Annotated in this window: 20 protein-coding genes; 13 read left to right on the top strand and 7 right to left on the bottom strand. The window is 70.2% G+C overall.

Annotation, left to right across the window (positions count from 1 at the left end):
• Nucleotides 1-44: 44 nt before the first annotated feature.
• The 3 genes from V8688_RS07800 to V8688_RS07790 form a co-directional block, all read right to left on the bottom strand.
• A complete protein-coding gene (locus V8688_RS07800) occupies nt 45-914 on the bottom strand; it encodes a phosphatidylcholine/phosphatidylserine synthase (RefSeq protein WP_218722106.1) in 870 nt (289 codons plus the stop codon).
• Nucleotides 911-1624 (bottom strand): phosphatidylserine decarboxylase, encoded by a 714-nt coding sequence (locus V8688_RS07795; RefSeq protein WP_218722107.1) that lies wholly within the window; start codon nt 1622-1624, stop codon nt 911-913. Before V8688_RS07795 ends, V8688_RS07800 begins: the two co-directional genes overlap by 4 nt.
• A gap of 76 nt (nt 1625-1700) precedes the next feature.
• Nucleotides 1701-1973, bottom strand: coding sequence for a GlsB/YeaQ/YmgE family stress response membrane protein (locus tag V8688_RS07790; RefSeq protein WP_218722108.1), 273 nt, complete (start codon nt 1971-1973; stop codon nt 1701-1703).
• A 239-nt stretch (nt 1974-2212) separates the two neighbouring features.
• Between V8688_RS07790 and V8688_RS07785 the strand changes: the two genes are divergently transcribed.
• From V8688_RS07785 to V8688_RS07765, 5 genes are all read left to right on the top strand, one after another.
• A complete protein-coding gene (locus V8688_RS07785; RefSeq protein ID WP_316576279.1) occupies nt 2213-3241 on the top strand; it encodes a beta-ketoacyl-ACP synthase III in 1029 nt (342 codons plus the stop codon).
• A 191-nt stretch (nt 3242-3432) separates the two neighbouring features.
• Complete coding sequence (locus tag V8688_RS07780) at nt 3433-3612, top strand: hypothetical protein (protein ID WP_218722110.1); 180 nt, start codon at nt 3433-3435, stop codon at nt 3610-3612.
• Nucleotides 3613-3658: 46 nt separating this feature from the next.
• Nucleotides 3659-5326, top strand: coding sequence for an FAD-dependent oxidoreductase (locus V8688_RS07775; protein WP_218722111.1), 1668 nt, complete (start codon nt 3659-3661; stop codon nt 5324-5326).
• 82 nt (nt 5327-5408) lie between these two features.
• Entirely contained in the window at nt 5409-6878 is a 1470-nt protein-coding gene (locus V8688_RS07770; RefSeq protein WP_316576280.1) for an ATP-binding protein, read from the top strand.
• Nucleotides 6878-7231: a UBP-type zinc finger domain-containing protein gene (locus V8688_RS07765; RefSeq protein WP_218722113.1), complete on the top strand. Its 354-nt coding sequence runs from the start codon at nt 6878-6880 to the stop codon at nt 7229-7231. Before V8688_RS07770 ends, V8688_RS07765 begins: the two co-directional genes overlap by 1 nt.
• Nucleotides 7232-7236: 5 nt before the next feature.
• On the opposite strand, the gene V8688_RS07760 is transcribed toward V8688_RS07765, so the two are convergent.
• The gene (locus tag V8688_RS07760; protein WP_316576281.1) at nt 7237-7626 is read right to left on the bottom strand and encodes a hypothetical protein; all 390 of its coding nucleotides are present in this window, start codon (nt 7624-7626) and stop codon (nt 7237-7239) included.
• Nucleotides 7627-7837: 211 nt separating this feature from the next.
• Here V8688_RS07760 and V8688_RS07755 point away from each other — a divergent pair, with 211 nt between their 5' ends.
• From V8688_RS07755 to mnhG, 8 genes are all read left to right on the top strand, one after another.
• Complete coding sequence (locus tag V8688_RS07755; RefSeq protein WP_316576282.1) at nt 7838-10042, top strand: AAA family ATPase; 2205 nt, start codon at nt 7838-7840, stop codon at nt 10040-10042.
• 162 nt (nt 10043-10204) lie between these two features.
• Nucleotides 10205-11479, top strand: a complete 1275-nt coding sequence (locus V8688_RS07750; RefSeq protein WP_342800495.1) for a hypothetical protein — start codon at nt 10205-10207, stop codon at nt 11477-11479.
• A gap of 117 nt (nt 11480-11596) precedes the next feature.
• Complete coding sequence (locus V8688_RS07745; RefSeq protein ID WP_342800494.1) at nt 11597-14383, top strand: Na+/H+ antiporter subunit A; 2787 nt, start codon at nt 11597-11599, stop codon at nt 14381-14383.
• Nucleotides 14380-14763, top strand: a complete 384-nt coding sequence (locus V8688_RS07740) for a Na(+)/H(+) antiporter subunit C (RefSeq protein ID WP_218722117.1) — start codon at nt 14380-14382, stop codon at nt 14761-14763. The genes V8688_RS07745 and V8688_RS07740 overlap by 4 nt, the downstream gene beginning before the upstream one ends.
• Entirely contained in the window at nt 14760-16355 is a 1596-nt protein-coding gene (locus V8688_RS07735) for a Na+/H+ antiporter subunit D (RefSeq protein WP_218722118.1), read from the top strand. The genes V8688_RS07740 and V8688_RS07735 overlap by 4 nt, the downstream gene beginning before the upstream one ends.
• Nucleotides 16352-16912 carry a Na+/H+ antiporter subunit E gene (locus V8688_RS07730; RefSeq protein WP_218722119.1) on the top strand — a complete coding sequence of 187 codons (561 nt, stop codon included), beginning with the start codon at nt 16352-16354 and terminating at the stop codon, nt 16910-16912. Before V8688_RS07735 ends, V8688_RS07730 begins: the two co-directional genes overlap by 4 nt.
• Nucleotides 16909-17169, top strand: a complete 261-nt coding sequence (locus V8688_RS07725) for a monovalent cation/H+ antiporter complex subunit F (protein ID WP_218722120.1) — start codon at nt 16909-16911, stop codon at nt 17167-17169. Before V8688_RS07730 ends, V8688_RS07725 begins: the two co-directional genes overlap by 4 nt.
• Nucleotides 17166-17501, top strand: a complete 336-nt coding sequence (mnhG, locus tag V8688_RS07720) for a monovalent cation/H(+) antiporter subunit G (protein WP_218722121.1) — start codon at nt 17166-17168, stop codon at nt 17499-17501. The genes V8688_RS07725 and mnhG overlap by 4 nt, the downstream gene beginning before the upstream one ends.
• Here the strand turns inward: mnhG and V8688_RS07715 are convergent.
• From V8688_RS07715 to V8688_RS07705, 3 genes are read right to left on the bottom strand one after another with little or no spacing between them, the layout of a single operon-like run.
• Entirely contained in the window at nt 17498-18841 is a 1344-nt protein-coding gene (locus tag V8688_RS07715) for a DUF5933 domain-containing protein (RefSeq protein WP_342800493.1), read from the bottom strand. The two genes, mnhG and V8688_RS07715, sit on opposite strands and share 4 nt — an antisense overlap.
• Nucleotides 18842-18891: 50 nt before the next feature.
• The gene (locus V8688_RS07710; protein ID WP_218722122.1) at nt 18892-20034 is read right to left on the bottom strand and encodes a glutamate--cysteine ligase; all 1143 of its coding nucleotides are present in this window, start codon (nt 20032-20034) and stop codon (nt 18892-18894) included.
• A 10-nt stretch (nt 20035-20044) separates the two neighbouring features.
• Nucleotides 20045-20737 (bottom strand): superoxide dismutase family protein, encoded by a 693-nt coding sequence (locus V8688_RS07705; RefSeq protein WP_218722123.1) that lies wholly within the window; start codon nt 20735-20737, stop codon nt 20045-20047.
• Nucleotides 20738-20848: the final 111 nt, after the last annotated feature.

Here is a 20848-nt window from a genome sequence, read left to right as displayed (position 1 = left end):
GATCCCCCGGGCCACCTCACCACCACGGTTTCGCCGCCGAAAACTCAGTCCCGTGGACGACGCAATCGCAGGCGGGCCGAACCGCGGATCGCCGGGCGGCGGATCTGCGGGATCCGGCTCTGCGCGCGCCGCTGGGCCCGGCGCTCGGCCGGCTTGTGCTGCCAGGTCTCCGGGCGGGCCGCGACCCAGCGGGCCGAGCGCCAGGCGAACGGGATGTGCGCCAGGTACAGGCCGACCAGGATCAGCAGCAGCACGATCGGGTAGGTCACCAGGAGCGCGGCGGCCAGGGCCACCAGCACCAGCAGACCCGCGGCCGCCTGGGGCGCGACCGAGACCGACTTCATCGCCAGCGTGGGGATGGTGCTCACGCACAGCAGCGCGGCGAAGATCGTCCACGCGGCGACGAAGGCGAAACCGTCCCACCAGCCGTCACCGAACTGCACTTTGAGCGCGATGGGGACCAGGGCGATCAGCGCGCCCGCCGGGGCGGGCACGCCGACGAAGTACTCGCGCGCCCAGTTCGGGCGGGAGTCGTCGTCGAGCAGGGTGTTGAAGCGGGCCAAGCGCAGCACCAGGCTCACCGCGTACAGCAGGGCGACGATCCAGCCCGCGCTGTAGCCGTCGAGCAGGGTGACGTAGAGGACCAGCGCGGGCGCGACGCCGAAGGAGATCGCGTCCGAGAGCGAGTCCAGTTCGGCGCCCATCTTGCTGGTCGCGTCGAGCATCCTGGCCAGGCGGCCGTCGAGGGTGTCGAGCACGGCGGCGGCGCCGACCATGGCCAGCGCCACGTCCAGCTCGCCGTCGAGCCCGAACTTCACCGCGGACAGACCGGCGCACAGCGCCAGGATGGTGACGACGCTCGGCAGCAACCGGACCGAGCGCGGACGCTTCCGGCGGGCGGCCTGTTCGATCATCCCAGCACAGCCAGGACTGTTTCGGCCCCGATCGTGCGCTGGCCGGGGGCCACCAGCAATTCGGTGCCCACCGGGAAGTACGTGTCGACGCGGGAGCCGAACCGGATCAGGCCGTAGGTGTCACCGATGGTGAGCACATCGCCGACGCGCGCGTCGCAGACGATGCGCCGCGCGAGCAGACCGGCGATCTGCACGACGACGACCTGCTTGCCGTCGGCGGTGTCGATCACCATGCTGTTGCGCTCGTTGGCGTCGCTGGCCTCGGGCAGATCGGCCGAGAGGAACTTGCCCGGCTGATGCAGCACCTCGCGCACGGTGCCGGACACCGGGACGCGCTGCACGTGCACATCGAGCACCGACAGGAAGATGCTGACGCGCGGCAGCGGCTGATCGCCGAGACCGAGCTCGGCGGGCGGCACCGCGGTGTCGACCAGGGCGACCTCACCGTCGGCGGGCGCGACGACGACGCCCGCCCGGTTCGGCGGCACCCGGTGCGGGTGCCGGAAGAAGGCCGCGCAGGCGCCGGCGGCGGCGAGCCCGGCCCGGCGCACCCATTTGTTCCGTCCGCCGACGACCGCGACCGCCAGCGGCACCGCGACAAACGGCAGGCCGGCGGGGTGTAGCGGTGGTACAGCGGCCCGCACCAGGTCGACGACATGGCCGACGCCGGTGGTTTCGGGCGTGCCGGGCGGAGTGGGGCGGCGTGCCACGGGCTCCCTCTTTCGTGGTGTGACGACAACGCAAGCGTTCACACCTTACGCCGAACCCCGCCGCATCCACCCGTGGTCAGTGCGCCGCTTTACGCCCTGTGAACAGCTTCACGAGGTACAGCAGGATGCAGGCACCCGCCAGACAGGTGAAGAAACTGAAGATCCAGCCCGCTCCCTCGACGTCGACCCCGAAGAGGCTGAGGATGAATCCGCCGAGCAGACCGCCGACGACTCCGACGACGATGTTGAGCAGGATGCCCTGCTGCGCGTCGGTCTTCATGAACTTGCTCGCAATCCAACCGGCGAGGCCGCCGATGATGATCCAACTGATTATCCCGAGTCCAAGCATGGTGTCCTCGTTCCCTCGATGGGTCGGCGAGCAATCGCCTTGTCTCCAAGGTATACCCCGGAGCAGTTGTGACATAAGACACGAATCGGCGGGGCGGACGCGCTAATATGAGGCGTCCTCATGTCTGCGCGTTCACATGTTGTCCACGCGGGGGTCATGGGCGATGAGCGACGGATTTCGATGCTTCGGGTACACCCAGCGGTGCGACCGCAGGTTGACAGGTACATAGGAGACGCAACATGGCTGCTCGAATCGCCCAGACGACTGGGGCTGAGCACACCGCGATTCTCGGTTTGGGCGTTTACCGCCCGGCCCGGGTGGTCACGAACGACGAAGTCGCGGGGCCGATCGACTCGAGCGACGAGTGGATCCGCACCAGGTCCGGGATCAAGACCCGGCGCTTCGCCTCAGCCGAGGAAACCATCCAGACGATGAGCGTCGCGGCCTCGCGCGACGCCCTGGCCGCGGCGGGCATCGCTGCCGATCAGGTCGACTGCGTCATCGTCGCGACGTCCACCCACCTGCTGCTCACCCCCGCCATCGGCCCACGCATCGCCACCGACCTGGGGATGACCGGCGCCGCCGCCTTCGACATCTCGGCCGGCTGCGCCGGGTTCTGTCACGCCCTGGCGATGGCCTCGGATCTCGTGCGCGCGGGCACGTCGAAGAACGTGCTGGTGATCGGCGTCGAGAAGCTGACCGACACCGTCGACTTCACCGACCGCTCGACGGCGTTCCTGTTCGCCGACGGCGCCGGCGCCGTGATCGTCGGCCCGGCCGCGGACCAGGGCATCGGCCCGACCGTCTGGGGCTCGGACGGCACCCAGCACCACGCCATCCGGCAGAGCAAGGACTGGATGGAGTTCTTCGCCGAGATCGACGAGAAGGGCACCGACGCCGTGCGTCCCTATCTCGAGATGGAGGGCACCGCGGTGTTCCGGTGGGCGGCGCACTCGCTGGAGAAGGTCTGCCGGGACGCGATCGATCGGGCCGGGCTGACCACCGAGGACCTGGACGCGATGATCCCGCACCAGGCCAACGGCCGGATCATCGAGATCATGGCCAGGGTGCTCAAGCTGCCGGAGAACTGCGCGCTGGCCAACGACATCGAGGATTCCGGCAACACCTCCGCGGCGTCGATCCCGCTGGCCATGGAGGCGCTCCTACGCAAGGGCGAGTCCAAGCCGGGCGATACCGCGCTGCTGATCGCCTTCGGCGCCGGACTGTCCTACGCCGCACAGGTTGTCACCCTGCCCGCCTGGCGATAGCCGAGGCAGCAACTTCGCCCACCGCTCGACAGACAGGCCCTCGGGCAGGCCGCCGAGCGGTGGGCTCGCCGTGTCCACCCTGTCCCGCTTGCACCAACCCGGACACGCTGGCAAACTCTTCGCTAATCGCCGTTGCTGATCGACGATGCTCAGCTCCCAGCGTTCCCGTCGTCAACCCGAGGTGATCGGCCGTGAAAATGCGTTCCTTCCTGCCGCGCAGGCACACCAACGACGTCCCGCTGCTGCCGACCATCGAGCCGGACGACAGCTCCGCGCTGCGCGCCGCCCTCACCCGCCGTAAACGCGACGAACGCCTCGAACGCCTGCTCACCCCCAGCGAACTGGACCTGGTGCTGCACAACCAGCTCTGACCACGCGCGGCGGCGCACCACCTCCACGGAGGGGGATACTTCTCTGGTGAGCACTCCAGCGGTAACCAAACCGGCCATTCTGAGCGTTGACGACGATCCGGGGGTCTCCCGGGCGGTGGTGCGCGACCTGCGCCGCCGCTACGGCGCGGACTACCGGATCCTGCGGGCCGAGTCGGGACCACAGGCGCTCGAGGCTCTGCGGGAGATGAAACTGCGCGGCCAGCCGGTCGCGGTGCTGATCGCCGACTACCGGATGCCGGGCATGGACGGCATCGAATTCCTGGAGCAGGCGATGGACCTGCACCCCTACGCGCGCCGCGTCCTGCTGACCGCCTACGCCGACACCAACGCCGCCATCGACGCGATCAACGTCATCGATCTGGACCACTATCTGCTCAAGCCGTGGGACCCGCCGGAGGAGAAGCTCTACCCGGTGCTCGACGGCCTGCTCGACGCCTGGCGCAGCGCGGAGCAGCGGCCGGTCCACGAGACGAAGGTGGTCGGCGATCGCTGGTCGCCGCGGTCCTCGCAGGTGCGCGAGTTCCTGGCGCGCAACCAGTTGCCGTACCGCTGGTACCCCGTCGACGAGCCGGAGGGTGCGCGGTTGCTCGAGGCGGCGGGCGCCGATCCGCTGACCTGTCCGGTGGTGATCACCGCGGCGGGCACCGCGCTGATCCAGCCCAGCGACAGCGAGCTCGCCGAGAACGTCGGCCTCACCGTGGAACCCAGCGGCGACTTCTACGACCTGATCGTCGTCGGCGGTGGCCCGGCCGGGCTCGGCGCCGCGGTGTACGGCGCGTCCGAGGGACTGCGCACGGTGCTGGTGGAACGCACCGCGACCGGCGGACAGGCCGGGCAGAGTTCGCGGATCGAGAACTACCTGGGCTTTCCCGACGGCTTGTCCGGTGCGCAGCTGGCCGACCGGGCGCGACGGCAAGCCGCCAAATTCGGCGCGGAGATCATCACCACCCGCGATGTCGTCGGGCTGGAGGTCAACGGGTCCGCGCGCACGGTGCGCTTCGCCGACGGCGGCAAGCTGTGCGCGCACACGGTGCTGATCGCGACCGGCGTCGACTACCGGCGTCATCCGGCACCCGGCGTCGACGAGTTCACCGGTCGGGGTGTGTACTACGGCTCGGCGATGACCGAGGCGGCCGAGTGCGCTGATCAGGACGTCTACATCGTCGGCGGGGCCAACTCGGCCGGACAGGCCGCGGTGTTCCTCTCGCGCAACGCCCGTCGGGTGCACATCGTGGTCCGGAGCGACGCGCTGGAGAAGTCGATGTCGCACTACCTGATCCAGCAGATCGCGCAGATCCCGAACATCGTGGTGCACACCGAGACCGAGGTGGTCGGCGTCGACGGTGACGATCACCTGGAACGGATCGTGCTGCGCGACAACCGCACCGGCACCGAGGACAAGGTCGACGCGCAACGGCTGTTCCTGTTCATCGGCGCCGCGCCGCAGACCGGCTGGCTCGATGGCGTCGTCATCCGCGACGACGCCGGCTACGTGGTGGCCGGACCCGACCTGATGATCGACGGCGCCCGCCCGCCGGGCTGGGAACTGCCCCGCCCACCGCATCACCTGGAGACCAGCGTCCCCGGTGTCTTCGTGGCGGGCGACGTGCACGCCGAATCGGCCAAGCGGGTCGCCTCCGCGGTCGGTGAGGGCGCGATGGCGGTCATGCTCGTCCACCGGTATCTGGCATGAGTAGCCAGCGGCCGGGGGCGGGAGCGGAGCGTCACCACGGGGGCCGTCCGATCATGCCCACTGCTACTACTCAGGAGCGGCGATGACCGACAGCATGCTGATCTGCGATCCGAACGAACTGCGCACGCTGTTCCTGTTCGAGAAGCTCGACGACGACCAGCTCGCGCAGCTGTGTGAGGCGGGCCGGATCGAATACATCGACCCGGGCCCGGTCTACCGCGAGGGCGAGCCGGCGACCTGCTTCTACGTGCTGATCGACGGCGAGGTGCGGCTGACGAAGCTGTCCGGCGGCATCGAGATCGAGATCAACCGCACCGACCACCGCGGCGTCTACGCGGGCGCCTGGATGGCCTACCTGGGCGACAAGGTGAGCCAGGACTACGCGGGCTCGATGTATGTCCAGCGGCGCTCCCGGTTCCTGGTGCTGGCGGCCGCGGACTTCGCGCGGATGGTCAAGGACTGGTTCCCGATGGCGGTGCACCTGCTGGAGGGCGCCTTCTACGGCGGGCAGAAGTCCAGTCAGCGGATCGCCGAGCGGGAACGGCTGCTCGCGCTCGGATCGCTGTCGGCCGGGCTGACCCACGAGCTCAACAACCCGGCCGCCGCCGCGGTGCGGGCCACCGCCGGCCTGCGCGAACGCGTCGCGGGCATGCGCCACAAGCTCAAGATGATGGCCACCGGCAAGTTCCCGCCCGAGGCGCTGGTGCATCTGGTCGATCTGCAGGAGCAGGCGGCCGAGCGGGTCGCCAAGGCGCCCGACCTGTCGCCGCTCGAGGCCGCCGACCGGGAGGACGCGCTCGCCGACTGGTTCGACGAGCACGGCATCGCCGACGGCTGGAACCTGGCGCCGACCTTCGTCCAGGCCGGGCTCGACATCGACTGGCTCGAAGGCGTGCACGCGACCCTGGAGGCCTGCCAGGCGCAGGTCTTCGAGGGCGCGATCCGCTGGCTGAACTACACCATCGAGACCGAGCTGCTGATGAACGAGATCGGCGACTCGACGGCCCGCATCTCCACCCTGGTCGGCGCGGCCAAGCAGTACTCGCAGATGGACCGCGCGCCCTACCAGGTCGTCGACCTGCACGAACTGCTCGATTCCACGCTGGTGATGCTCAATCGCAAGCTCGGTGACGGCGTGCGGGTGGTCAAGGACTACGACCGCTCGCTGCCGCCGGTCCCGTGCTTCGCGGCCGAACTCAACCAGGTGTGGACCAACCTCATCGACAACGCGGTCTACGCGATGGACGGCGCAGGCACCTTGACGCTGCGCACCTACCAGGAGAACGACTGCGCGGTCGTCGAGATCGGCGATACCGGCCCCGGCATCGCGCCCGAGGCGAAGGGCCGGATCTTCGAACCGTTCTTCACCACCAAACCGGTCGGTGACGGCACCGGACTCGGCCTCGACATCTCGTTCCGGATCGTGGTCAACAAGCACAACGGCGACATCCGGGTCGAATCCGAGCCGGGCGACACCCGTTTCATCGTCCGCCTGCCGCTCGATCCCCAGGCGGACAACGACAGCACCCCGTCGAACACAGGAGATCAGTGATGGCTGAAGAGTTCGAAGGTATCGACACCAGCGTCCCGCCGAGCGGGGCCGGTTGCGTGGAATGCGACGCCGCGAACGGCTGGTGGGTGCATCTGCGCCGCTGCGCCGAATGCGGGCACGTGGGCTGTTGCGACAGCTCGCCGAGCCAGCACGCGTCGAAGCATTTCGCCTCGACCGGGCATCCGTTCATGCAGAGCTACGAGCCGGGCGAGGACTGGTTCTACAACTTCACCACCAGCGAGATGTACAGCGGCGGGCCCGAACTCGCGGCGCCGACCAGTCATCCGATCGGCCAGTCCGTGCCGGGACCGGCCGACCGGGTGCCCGCGAACTGGCAGTCACTGGTCCACTAGCAGCGCTAGGGCGTGATCCCGGCGGCCTCGGCGACGGTCTTGTCGGCGTTGCCCGGCGCGAGGCAGACCAGCTTCGCGGTGCCGAGCGCCACGTTCGGGCTGCCCTCGAAGGGGCTGCCCGGATTGGCCGCCAGGATCTGCTCGATCGCCTGCTTCTCACCCTCGGTGTCGAGTTCCTTGAACTGACCGCAGGTGATCTCGGCGGCGGCCGGCGCGGCGCTCGCCGATGTCGTCGGCGCGCCGGCCTTGGTCGTGGTGGTGGCACTCGCGCTCGCGCTCGAGGTCGGTGTGCCCTTGCGCAGCCCGCTCGCGTCGGCGGCGTCGTCGGAACCGCATCCGGCCACCGTCAAGCACAACGCCCCAGCAGCCAGGACGACGAGGGAGATTCGATTCATCTGCAGCTCACTGTGTTCTCGGCGGCTGGCGCCGCGGGTTTTCGGCCTCGTAACCTCGCGTCCGAGCGGCGATACTCCGCCTGCGGCGTTACGTCTCGCCGCTCGGATGCGAGGCGGCCGAAAACGTGGTGGTCCGGTTCGGGAGGTAAGGATGCCAGCTTGTTCGAGCGGATGCCAATGGCTGCGGTCCGGGCGTCCATAGGATGGGGTGGTGGCTGAACTCTCGCTGACCGCCCGGCTCAACCCTTCGGCGGCCGATGCCCGGCGCGGGGTGGTGCGTCTGCACCCCGAGACGCTGACCGCGCTCGGCCTGCGCGAATGGGACGGCATCGCCCTGACCGGCGCCCGCCGGACGGCGGCGGTGGTGGCCAAGGCACCGGCGAGCACTCCGCCCGGCGTCGCACTGCTCGACGACGTGACGCTGTCGAATGTGGGGCTGCGCGAGAACGCGGCGGTGACGGTCGCACCGGTGACGGTCTACGGCGCCAAGCAGATCTCGCTGAGCGGATCGGCCCACGCCACGGCCAGCATCCCGGCGGCCACGCTGCGCCAGGCCCTGCTCGGCAAGGTCGTCACCGTCGGTGACACGGTCTCGCTGCTGCCGCGCGACCTCGGCCCCGACATCAGTTCGGCGGCGGCCACCCAGGCGCTCTCGCGCGCCTTCGGCATCGCCTGGACCACCGAACTGCTCACCGTCACCGCGATCGAGCCGATGCCGGGACCGGTGAGCGTGCAACCCAATTCGGCCGTCGGCTGGGGTCGTGGCCCGGCCGCGATCCTGCACGCGATGGAACGCGACGCCGACCCCGGCCTCAACGGCCTGCCCGCCGATGCCGTCTCCGTGAGCACGGGGACCGCGCCGATCCAGGTCGAGGAGCTGGCCGGCGTGCAGGGGCAGGCGGCCAAGCTGTCGGAGTGGCTGAGCCTGGCGCTCGACGAGCCCGAGCTGCTGAAAACCCTGGGGGCACCGGCACATCTGGGCGTGCTCGTCACCGGGCCCGCCGGAGTCGGCAAGGCGACGCTGGCCAGGGCGGTGGCCGCGCCGCGGCGCGTGGTGGAACTCGACGGACCCAGCGTCGGCGCGATGGAAAGCGGAAACCGGTTGCGCGAGGTCGCCGAGGCGGTCGGGGACGTCGCCGCCGGGCAGGGCGGCATCCTGCTGATCACCGATATCGACGCGCTGCTGCCCGTCGAGGCGGAGCCGGTCGCCACGCTGATCCTCGACCAGCTGCGGGCCGCGATGCGCGCGCCGTGCGTGGCTCTGCTCGCCACCACCGCCCATCCGGCCCAGGTGGACGCGCGCTTGCGCGCGCCGGACCTGTGCGATCGCGAACTCACCCTGCCGCTGCCGACCGCCGTGGTCCGGCGGGCTCTGCTCGAACAGCTGCTGCGCAAGGTGCCCTCGGGCACCCTCGACCTGGAGCTGATCGCCTCGCGCACACCCGGTTTCGTGGTGGCCGACCTGGCCGCGCTGTGTCGGGAGGCCGCGGTGCGCGCGGCCGGACGGGCCAGCCGCGAGCAGTCCGAGCCCGAACTCACCCAGGACGACCTGGTCGGCGCGCTCGATGTCATCCGGCCGCTGTCTCGTTCGGGGACCGAGGAATTGGCGATCGGCTCGCTCGATCTCGACGATGTCGGCGACATGGTGGAGACCAAACAGGCGCTCACCGAGGCGGTCCTGTGGCCGCTGCGGCACCCCGATTCATTCGCCCGGCTCGGCATCGACCCGCCGCGCGGTGTGCTGCTCTACGGTCCGCCCGGCTGCGGTAAGACCTTCCTGGTGCGGGCGCTGGCGGGCACCGGTCAGCTCAGCGTGCACGCGGTCAAAGGCGCTGAGCTGATGGACAAGTGGGTCGGCTCCTCCGAGCGGGCCGTGCGCGAACTGTTCCAGCGCGCCCGCGATTCGGCGCCGTCGCTGATCTTCCTCGACGAGGTGGACGCGCTGGCACCGCGACGCGGGCAGAGCAGCGACTCCGGGGTCTCCGACCGGGTGGTCGCGGCCCTGCTCACCGAGCTCGACGGGGTGGAACCGCTGCGCGATGTGGTGGTCGTCGGCGCGACCAACCGGCCCGAGCTGATCGATCCGGCGCTGCTGCGACCGGGGCGGCTGGACCGGTTGGTGTTCGTGCCGCCGCCCGACGGGCCCGCCCGGCTCGACATCCTGCGCACCGCGGGTCGCTCGGTGCCGCTGGCGGCCGACGTCGACCTGGCCGCACTGGCCGAGGACCTCGACGGCTACTCCGCCGCGGACTGCTCGGCCCTGCTGCGCGAGGCGGCGCTGTCGGCGCTGCGCCGCGATATGGCGGCGGCCGATGTCACCGTCGAGGACGTCGCCGCCGCCCGGGCGAGCGTGCGGCCGTCGCTGGATCGCGAGCAGGTCGAGTCGCTGCGCCGGTATGCCGAGAGCCGCGCCTGACCATTCCCGTGCTGCTGTACCGGATCCGGCCCGCGGCGCCGACACCCGTCGCGCCGTAGCGGTGTCCGGCGCGACCGGATCGCGCACCGTCGGCGAACGCGCCGCCCGGTCATCCGGTCGTGATATCCCAGGTAGGACGGTTTTCGCCGGTATCGTCGAAGGGTGCCCAAGATCCGGGATGGTCTGGACGCGGTGGCGGCCTTCGCCGGGGCCGCGGCGGCGGGGATGTCGCTGTTCCTGCCGTTCACCTTCGGCGCCGAGTCCGCGGTCGACTCGCCCTACCGGGTCACCAGCCTGATCAACAGCGTGCCGCGCGCGGCGGCGCTGGGGCTCATCGTCGCCGTCGTCGTCGCGGTGCTGGCCCGGCCGATCACCCGGCCCGGACTGGTCTGGCTGGCCGCGGCGTGCGGCTCACTCGCCCTGGCGATCAACTACTTCGTCGGGCAGACGATGACCTCCACCGACGTGCTGACCACCCAGAACTACGTCGACTCGCTCTGCGGTGGCGTGCTGTTCGGCGCGCTCGGCATCTGCGCGCTGCGGATGCGCTGGCCCGCGGTCGGTTTCCTGCTCGGGGTCGTCACAGTGTTCGTCTACGGCGAGGTCGTGGCCGTGTTCAGCTCGAACACCTCGGCCACGGCCAGCAGGTCCGTGCACACCCCGGCCTGGCTGGTCGTCGCCGCGGTCGTGCTGCTGACGCTGAACACCCTGCGTCACCGGCACGGCATCATGCTGCCCGGCATCGCGCGCCTGGCCGCCGACCTGCCGATCAGCCCGATCGTGGCCGCCACCGTGCTGTCTGTGACGCTGCTGATCGCCACCGACTGGCTCGATCGCGAGTTCGACGACCTGCACGGCAACACCTGGCAGATCACCCTCGCCGTGGTGGTCACGCTGGCCGCCGCCTTCGCCACCGCCGTCCTGCTGCCCGGCCGCGACGGCACGGGCGTGCTGATGGCGGTCAGCCTGGGCGCCGCGGCCGACTCGCTCGCCGACGCGCTGAGTCTCGGCTGGAATCTCGTCCTGATCCTGCTCGTCGCGACCGCCGCCATCCTGGCCGGCCTGCGCTGGTCGCGACCGTGGCTCGTACTGCTCGGCGCGGCCGCGATCTGCGTGTTCGCCACCGTGGCCGAACGGCTTCCGTGGGCGTTCGCCTGGACGGCGGGTGTCGTGGCGCTGACCGGCGTCGTGGGTTTCGCCGCCGGTTCGCTGCGGGTCGTCTACCTGCCCAGCGCCGTGCTCGGCCTCGGCGCGCTGTACCTGCCGTCGATCCTGTGGTCCATCCCCACTCGGCAGCGCCACTGGCCCACGGGCACGACCTCGGTCGACGACAGCATTCCGGGCTGGGTCGCGCTGACCATCACGATCGGCGCCGCGGCCGGTCTGGCCGTGTTGTACCGGATCCGGCCCGCGGAAACGGAATCCGTCGCGCGGTGATAGCCGGGCGCCCCGCGACATGGCCGACGCGACAGCACCGGTGCCACGAAACCCGACGGGATCGCCCGTAGGATCGGGGCGCACTACTCGACCGCCACCTACCCGACGGAGGAGGAGTTGCTCGCCGTTCTACTCGCCCACGCGCTGGCCGCACTGGTGGCCCCGGTGTGTGTGCGAGTGCTGGGCCGCAACGCTTTCTACCTGCTCGCGCTGGTACCGCTGGGCAGTCTCGGCTGGGTGATCGCGCACTGGGGAACGACCGTGCGCACGCATGTGCGATGGGCGCCGCAGATCTCGATGGACATCGATCTGCGCTTCGACTCCCTCGCCGCGGTGATGTGCACGCTGGTTCTCGGCATCGGCGCGCTGATCCTGGCCTATTGCGGACGCTATTTCGAGCGCGACGAAGCCAAGCTCGGGGTCTTCGCGGCCGAGCTGACCGGTTTCGCGGGCGCCATGTTCGGCCTGGTCACCAGCGACAACATGCTGCTGCTCTATGTCTTCTGGGAAATCACGACAGTGCTGTCGTTCCTGCTCGTCGGGCACTACGCCGAGCGGTCGGTGAGCAGGCGGGCGGCGATCCAGGCGCTACTGGTGACCGGGGCGGGCGGGCTGGCGATGCTGGTCGGGATCGTCGTGCTCGGCAACCGCTACGGCAGTTACCTGCTGTCGGATCTGCTGGCCACCGCGCCGCCCGGCGGGACCGCGGTCTCGGTCGGCATCGGGTTGGTGCTGATCGGCGCGATCAGCAAATCGGCGATCGTCCCGCTGCACTTCTGGCTCCCCGGCGCGATGGCCGCGCCGACCCCGGTCAGCGCCTATCTGCACGCGGCCGCGATGGTGAAGGCGGGCATCTACCTGGTGGCCCGGCTCGCGCCCGCCTTCGCCCAGACCCCGCCCTGGCACGTCATGCTGCTGCCGCTGGGTCTGATCTCGATCCTGCTGGCGGGCTGGCGGGCGATGCAGGTGTACGACCTCAAACTGGTGCTGGCCTTCGGCACCGTCAGCCAACTGGGCCTGCTGATGACGATGATGGCGATCGGCACGCCGGACGCGGCCCTGGCCGGGATCACGCTGCTGGTCGCGCACGCCCTGTTCAAGGCCTGCCTGTTCATGGTGGTCGGCATCATCGATCACGGCGCGGGCACGCGTGACCTGCGCGAGCTGTCCGGGCTCGGGCGGCGGGCGCCGTGGTTGTGCGCCATCGCGGTCGTCGCCGCGCTGAGCATGGCCGGGATCGCCCCGCTGCTCGGCTTCGTCGGCAAGGAGTCGGCGCTGAGCTCGGTGTGGTCGGCGGAAGTACTGACGACACCGGTCAAGCTGGCCGAGCTGGCTGGCATCGCGATCGGCTCGGCGTTCACGGTGGCCTACAGCACCCGCTTCATCTGGGGTGCCTTCCGTGGCGCCGGGTCGCCGACCCCACCGATGACCTGGCACGCGCCGGGTCCGCTGCTGCTGGTGCCGCCCGCGGTGCTCGCCGCGGCGGGCGTCGCGGGCGGGCTGGACACGACCGACGTCGACCGGTGGCTGAGCCCCTACGCCCAGACCTTGCCCGGTGAACTGGACGCCCACCTCGCGCTCTGGCACGACGTCACCTGGCCGCTGGTGCTGACGCTGTTCATCATCGTCGCCGGCGTCGCCCTGTTCCTCATCCGCGGCCGGATCACCGAACCGGTCCATCCGCGCCTTGGCAACGCCGACCGCGCCTACGACGCGGCCCTGCGCGCGATGGACCGGCTCTCGCTGAAGATCACCGGCACCGTGCAGTCCGGTTCGCTGCCCGCCAGCCAGGCCACCATCCTGGGCACCCTGATCGTGCTGCCGACGGTCCTGCTGGCGCTCGGCACCCGCACGGGAGTGGAGCTGCGGCTGTGGGATTCGCCGCTGCAAGCCGCGATCGGGGCGATCATGATCGCGATGGCGCTGGCGGCGACGGTGCTGCGCAACCGGTTGGCCAGCGTGCTCGTCGTCGGGGTCACCGGCTACGGCTGCGGCGTGATCTTCGCCCTGCACGGCGCGCCCGACCTGGCGCTGACCCAATTCCTGGTCGAGACCCTGACCCTGGTGATCTTCGTGCTGGTGTTGCGCGCGTTCCCCGCCGAGATCGCCGAGGACCAGGCGACGGCCTTCAAGATCCGCCGGGCACTGCTCGCCGTCGGCGTCGGCGTCACCGTCGCGGTGCTGGCCGCGTTCGCCACCGCCGCCCGCCGCGCCGAACCGATCTGGCAGGCCATCCCGGACGCCGCCTACCGGATCGGCGGCGGCAAGAACGCGGTGAACGTGCTGCTCGTCGACATCAGGGCCTGGGACACCCTGGGCGAGATCTCGGTACTCGTCGTCGCCGCGACCGGCGTCGCCTCGCTGGTGTTCCGCAGCCGCCGCTTCGGCAGCGCGCCGCGCGCGGCCGACTCACCGAACTACGACCCCGACGCGGTGAGCTGGCTGTCGGCCGCCCGGCTGGTCGACCGGCGCGACCGCTCGATGGTCCTGCAGATCACTACCCGGCTGATCTTCCCCACCATCATGGTGCTGTCGGTGTACTTCTTCTTCTCCGGGCACAACGCGCCGGGTGGCGGCTTCGCGGGCGGCTTGGTCGCCGGGCTCGCGCTGACCCTGCGCTACCTGGCGGGCGGCCGCTACGAGCTGGGCGAGGCGCTGCCGGTCGACGCCGGACACCTGCTCGGCGCCGGACTCACCCTGGCCGCGGGCACCGCGACCGCCTCGCTGCTGCTCGGCGCGCCGCCGCTGTCGTCGGCGATCGTCGAGGTGACGCTGCCGGTGCTCGGCCACATCAAGCTGGTCACCGCGATGTTCTTCGACCTCGGCGTCTACCTGGTCGTGGTCGGGCTGGTCCTCGACGTGCTGCGCAGCCTCGGCGCCCGCCTGGACAAGGAATTGGTATGAGTGCCAATCTCGTTCTGCTGATCACCATCGGCGCGCTCACCGCGTGCGGGGTGTACCTGTTGCTCGAGCGGGTGGTCTCGAAGATGCTGCTCGGGATGATCCTGCTGGGCAACGCGGTGAACCTGCTGATCCTCACCATGGGCGGCCCCGACGGGCGGCCGCCGGTCCTCGGCAGTTCCGATACCTCCCACGACGGCATGGCCGACCCGCTTGCCCAGGCCATGGTGCTCACCGCCATCGTCATCACCATGGGCCTGGCCGCGTTCGTGCTCGCGCTGGCCTACCGCTCCTACATGCTGACCACCACCGAGGACGTCGACAACGACCCCGAGGACGCCCAGATCGCCGCCCGGCGGGAACGGGAGGATCCCGAACAGTGACGCTGTCCCCGGATCTGCTCCCCACGCTCGCCGCGCTGCCGGTGCTGGTCCCGCTGCTCGGAGCCGCGGCGACGCTGGTGTTCGGCCGCCGCCCCCGGCTCCAGGCGATGATCTCGCTGAGCGCGCTGTCGTGTGTGCTGGTGATCAGCGCGCTGCTGCTGTATCTGGCCGACCGCGACGGCACCACCGCGGTCCAGGTGGGCGGCTGGTCGTCGCCCATCGGGATCACGCTGGTGGTCGACCGGCTCTCGGCGGCGATGCTGCTGGTGTCGGCGTTCGTGCTGCTGGTCGTGTCGATCTACGGTGCGGGACAGAACATCTCCGACGGCGGCGAGAACCAGCCGACCTCGATCTACCGGCCCACGTACCTGGTGCTGACCGCGGGCGTGGCGACGGCGTTCCTCGCCGGTGACCTGTTCAACCTGTTCGTCGGGTTCGAGGTCCTGCTCGTCGCCTCGTTCGTGCTGCTCACCGTCGGCGCGACCGAGGAGCGCATCCGCACCGGGATCGCCTATGTCATGGTCTCGATGGTGTCGTCACTGATCTTCCTGATCGGCATCGGCATCACCTACGCCGCCACCGGGACACTGAATCTCGCGCAACTGGCCGTGCGCCTCGAGGCCACCCCGAGCGGCGTGCGCACCGCCTGCTACGCGGTGCTGCTGGTGGCGTTCGGGATCAAGGCGGCGGTGTTCCCGCTGTCGAGCTGGCTGCCCGACTCCTACCCCACCGCGCCCGCGCCGGTGACCGCCGTCTTCGCCGGTCTGCTCACCAAAGTCGGTGTGTACGCGATCATCCGCACGCACACCCTGTGGTTCCCCGACGGCGCGTTCGACGACATCCTGCTGGTGTGCGGGCTGGCGACGATGCTGGTCGGCATCCTGGGCGCCATCGCGCAGACCGATATCCGGCGACTGCTCTCGTTCACCCTGGTCAGCCATATCGGCTACATGGTCTTCGGCATCGGCCTGGCCACCACGGCGGGCCTGACCGGCGCGGTCTTCTACATCGCCCACCACATCCTGGTGCAGACCGCGCTGTTCCTGGCCGTCGGTCTGATCGAACGCCAGGCCGGGTCGGTCTCGCTGCGCCGGATCGGCGGACTGGCCGCCGCGAGCCCGCTGCTGGGCGTGCTGTTCCTGATCCCGGCCCTGAATCTCGGTGGTATCCCGCCGTTCTCCGGGTTCATCGGCAAGGTCGCGCTGCTGGAGGCGGGCGCGGCCGAGGGCAGTGTGCTGGCCTGGGTACTGGTGGGCGGCTCGGTCGTCACCAGTCTGCTGACGCTGTACGCGGTGGCGCGGGTGTGGAGCAAGGCGTTCTGGCGGCCGCGTGAAGAGGCACCGGAGGGCCATCTCACCGCGGCGAAACCACCGACGCTGGTCGAGGACTCGACCGACGTGTACTACGAGGACCGCACCGACCCCGGCCGGATGCCGGTGCTGATGGTGCTGGCGACCGCGGGCCTGGTCACCGCCGGGCTGGCGCTGACCGTGCTCGCCGGACCGATCCTGGGCATCGCCGAACGCGCGGCCGCCGACCTGGACGACCCGTCGGTCTACATCGGCGCCGTCCTCGGATCGGAGCCGCGATGACGATCGGAGGGCTGGTCAACCGCGACAACGTGCTGCGGATCGGGGTCCTGGTGTGGCTGACCGCGGTCTGGGTCGCGCTCTGGGGCGACCTGAGCGCGGCCAATGTCGCGGCCGGCTTCGTCGTCGCGCTGATCGTGGTCTTCGCGCTGCCGCTGCCGCTGGTCCCGGTGACCGGCCGGTTCCATCCGGTGTCGTTCATCGAATTGATCGTGGTCAGCGCCTATTACGCGTTCGAGTCGAGTCTGCAGGTGGCCTGGTTCGCGCTGCGCCCCGCCGGACCGCCGGTCTCGGGCGTGCTGCGCGTGCACCTGGGCATCCAGTCCGATCTGGTGCTGGTGATGGCCACCGACCTGCTCAACCTGATCCCCGGCACCATGGTGCTCGAGCTGGACCGGCCGCGCTGCGTGGTCTATGTCCACGTGCTCGACGTGGGCAGCGAGAAATCGGTGCTGAAGTTCTACCGCACCACCCGGCGATTGGAGCATCTGCTGATCAACGCCTTCGAACGACCCAGCGAACGCCGCCGGCTCGATCCCGACTCGGAGGTGCCGTCGTGACGGTCGTCGCCGTGCTCGCGGGCATCCTGCTCACCGCCGCCGCGGTCATCACCAGTTACCGAGTGCTGGCCGGACCCAGCACCCTGGACCGGGTCGTCGGGATCGACTCGCTGATGGCCATCGCCGCCTGCGGGCTCGCGGTCTGGGCCGCCTACAGCGACGACACCACGGTCATCCCCGCGATCGTGGCGCTGGCCCTGGTCGGCTTCCTCGGCTCGGCCGCGGTCACGCGCTTCCGCGTCAGGGACGACCGATGACGGCATGGGAGTGGGTCTCGGCCGTGCTGATCCTGACCGGCTGCACGCTCGCGTTCACCGCGGCCATCGGTATCGTGCGTTTCCCCGACACCCTCACCCGCATGCACGCGGCCACCAAGCCCCAAGTGGTCGGGTTGGTCCTGGTGCTGATCGGCACGGGCATCGACATCAGGGGCGACGTCAACGTCTGGATGCTGGTGCTGACGGGCCTGTTCACCATCCTCACCGCACCGGTCATCGCCCATCTCCTCGGCCGCACCGCCTACCGCGAGCAGCGGCACCGCGACGGCCTGCTGCGGATCAACGAACTCGGCCGCGACGCCGACGACTAACCGGCCACCGGCGCGAGCGCCCGTCGCGGGGCCGCGGCGAACCAGGTCGCGTGGAACGCGACGGCCACCGCGGCCAGCAGCCCGAGGACGACGGCGCCCGCGAGCACTGGGTACTCGGCCATCGGCACCGCGAGATACCGGAAGGACAGCAGCAGCCCGGCGAACACCACGGCGCCGAAACCGACCATCCGCACCCGGAACGCGCCCCAGCCGCGTTCGGGCGCCCGCAGCGCGGACTCCACGGTCAGGCACAGCACCGCGCCCGCCACCAGGTCGACGCCGTAGTGGTACCCGAACCCGAGCGTGGCGGCCACGGTCGCGGCCAGCCAGAACGCGCCGCCCCAGCGCAGCCAGGCCGGTGCGCGCGAGCCGTCGACATCGCGACGGGTATGGATGAACAGCGACAGCGCCCAGGCGGTGTGCATCGACGGCATGCAGTTGCGCGGAGTGAACGCGTCGAACGGCAGTGGCGCCGGGTTGTGGTCGATCGGCGGCAGCATCGAGGGCCAGAAGTTGCCCACCTGGAAGCCGTGCCCGTCCGCGCCGAAGGCGAACATCGGTCCCACGACCGGGAACAGCACATAGAACAGCGGCCCGACCAGCCCGAGCACCAGGAAGGTCCGGACCAGGTAGTGCGTCGGCCACTCCCCCGTCGGGACCACCCGGCGCAACTGCCACACCGCGACGACGATCGCCGCGACCGGCAGTTCGATGTAGACCCAGTGCAGCACGCCGTACACCTCGGGTCCGAGGACCTCGAGCACCCGGCCGAGCACCCAGGACGGGTCACCGAGCGCGTGGTCGGCGAGGACGAGGTATTCGTCGAGCACCGAGGGCCGCACCGCCGAGGTGACGTGCAGCCACACGTCACCCACCTTGGTGGCGAGCACCAGCAGCGCGCCCAGCGCCGCCGCCTTCAGCGCGTCGGTGCGCTCGCGCCCACGCCAGCGCACGGCCGCCACGATCGCCAGCCCGGTCAGCACGATGGTCGGCCCGTTGCCGACCGTGAAGGGTTTGCCGTCGAGCAGCCGAAGCGCGGCGTAGATCGCGTCGATCCCGATCGCGGCGACCACCGCGGACAACCGCCTGCGCGCGTTGACCCCGACGAGGGCGAGCAGCAGACCCGCCCACGGCACCGACATCGATTTCGGCGTTCCGACGTAGTCGCGGGCCAGGCTCGCCAACGGACCGTCGAACCCGCTGACCCAGGCCGCGATCTGCAATCCGACCAGCAGCGCGAGCACCGCCGACACCGCGACGACGGCGAGGGTGCGTGGCTCACGCAGACGGTTCCGAAGGGTGGCACCCCCCGCATCGGTGCGCGGATGTTCGACAAGCATCCAAACATCGTAAACGGCGGGTTAACGCCACCCCGCCGCGTAGCTGAACGCTACTGATCCAGCTCCCGCACCAGCGAATCCACGACGGCGACAAGATCACCCTGCGACTGCGCCGCGACCCGGCGTTGCCGCTGGTAGGAGGCACCGTGACGGGGAATGTCGGCGACCGCGGCCAGTTCGTCGGAGCAGCCGAGCCGTTTGGCGGTCGGCTCCAGTTTGCCGAGCAGGTCCATCAGATCGTCTGTGACCAAACGCTCATTGCTGGCGTCGTCGACGATCACGATCGCGTCGAGCCCGTAGCGCGCGGCCCGCCACTTGTTCTCCTGCACGTGCCACGGCGGCAACGTCGGCAGGTCCTCGCCCTCGTCCAGCCTGCGCTCCAGATCGACGACGAGGCAGTGGATCAGCGCGGCCACCGAGGCCAGTTCGGCCCGGCTGGACAGGCCGTCGCACACCCGGATCTCGATCGTGCCCCACTTGGGCGCCGGCCGGATGTCCCAGTGCATGCCGCCGAGCTGTTCGAACACCCCGGTCTTGAGCTGGTCGTGCACGAAACCCTCGAACTGCCGCCAGCTCTCGAACTGGAACGGCAGGCCCGCGGTCGGCAGCTGCTGGAACATCAGCGCGCGGTTGCTGGCGTAGCCGGTGTCGTCGCCGGACCACATCGGCGAGGACGCCGAGAGCGCGAGCAGATGCGGATACGACAGCAGCAGCGAGTTCAGGATCGGAAAGACCTTGTCCCGGTGCGAGACTCCCACGTGCACGTGCACGCCCCAGATCAGCATCTGGCGGCCCCACCACTGGGTGCGCTCGATCAGCTCGTCGTAATGCGGTGAGCGGGTGAGCTGCTGGGCCGACCACTGCGCGAACGGATGGGTGCCCGCGCAGAACAGGTCGACGCCGAGCGGGTCGGCCGCGCGGCGCACCGCGTCCATGGTGCCGCGCAGGTCCTCGACCGCGCCCCCGACCGTGTCGTGCACACCGGTCACCAATTCGACGGTGTTGCGCAGCAATTCCTTGGTCACCTGGGGTGTGCCGTCGTGGGCGCGCAGGTCACCGACCGCGTCGAATACCGCCGAGGCGGTGTTGGACAGATCGCGCGTCACCTTGTCGACGAGCGCGATCTCCCATTCGATGCCGATGGTCGGCCGGGGCGAACCAGGGAAGGGTACCGACTGGACTGCCCCGGCCATCTACGTCTCGCTAACCGACCACGCCGCAGGCGACCCGGGAGCCCGCGTCACCGGTGGACAGCGTGGTCTCGTCGGGGCCCGTGCCACCCTCACGGGTGTACCGGGACGGGATGTTGCCGAAGTTGTCGGCGCCGGAGTGCACGATCAGCGCCTTGCCCTTGATGTTGTCCAGGGTGACGGTGTCGGTGCGGGTGACCAGCTTGGCGCTGCCGTCGGCGCCGACCTGCAGCGAGGTCAGGTCGCCGCTGGCCGGGTGCGCGTTGGCCGCGCCGACCTGCAGGTGACCGCCGGCCGAGGTGAAGTCGCCCTCACAGGTGCCGTTCTGGTGGAAGTGCAGGCCATGGAAACCGGGGGTCAGACCCTGCGCCTCGACGGTGACCACCAGGTGGCTGCCCTCGGTGACGAACGTCGCGGTGCCGACGGTCGCGCCGGAGCCGGACTTGAGTTCGGTCTTCAGACCGCCCGCGGCGGGGGTGCCGTGGTCGCCGCCACCGTGGTTCGCGGTGGTCGGCATGCCGTGACCGCCGCCGTGCTCGGTGCCGGAACCGGCGGGCGCGGGCGAGCTGGTCCACACCGGCGGCGTGGTTCCCTTGACGTCACTCGACTCCTGGCTGTTGGTGCAAGCAGCGAGCCCGAACGCGGCAACCGCCAGCACCGGGGTCACAATGCGCCAGGACGGGCGACGAGTTGTCGACGTGGCCATCAGGGAACTCCTTTACGAGTACCGAGTTTAACGAGTAAAGCTGGGTGGACAGGGGCTGTACCGCTCAAGATGATGCCACAGCGCAAGTACCCCACTCGGCACCGCGTGCCG

The organism is Nocardia sp. No.11, from assembly GCF_038752175.1.
Taxonomy (GTDB): Bacteria; Actinomycetota; Actinomycetes; order Mycobacteriales; family Mycobacteriaceae; genus Nocardia; species Nocardia canadensis.
Note: the sequence above shows the minus strand (reverse complement) of the source record. Positions and strands in the feature narration are given on the sequence as shown.